Source organism: Capnocytophaga sp. oral taxon 332 str. F0381, assembly GCF_000318275.2.
In the GTDB taxonomy this organism is placed as follows: Bacteria; Bacteroidota; Bacteroidia; order Flavobacteriales; family Flavobacteriaceae; genus Capnocytophaga; species Capnocytophaga bilenii.
In genome coordinates this window covers 1,089-1,360 of record NZ_KB291314.1, presented here as the reverse complement: position 1 = coordinate 1,360, position 272 = coordinate 1,089, and the positions used below count along the sequence as shown (strand labels likewise).

1 protein-coding gene is annotated in these 272 nt (G+C 46.3%); it reads left to right on the top strand.

Annotation, left to right across the window (positions count from 1 at the left end; genetic code table 11):
- Positions 1-272 (top strand): hypothetical protein (locus HMPREF9075_RS13530; protein WP_009415808.1); only part of this gene is annotated, 272 nt, incomplete at both ends.

Genomic DNA, 272 nt, shown 5'->3' with positions numbered 1-272 from the left:
AAGTACGGTAAGCGTAACGGTAGTAACACCAGCAGCGCCTAAGAGTTCAGGAGCAGCAACACCAACGATTACCAGCGAAGGTAAAGTAATGGTGCCAAATAATACGCCAGCGGGAGTTTATACGATAGTATATGAAATCTGCGAGAAGCTAAACACAGGTAACTGTACTACCACCACAGCCACTGTGGTAGTACCACTAACGCCTATTACAGCTACGCCTGATGTGATGACCGTAACAGTGGGTGATACTAGCAGTAGTTCGGTAATAGACA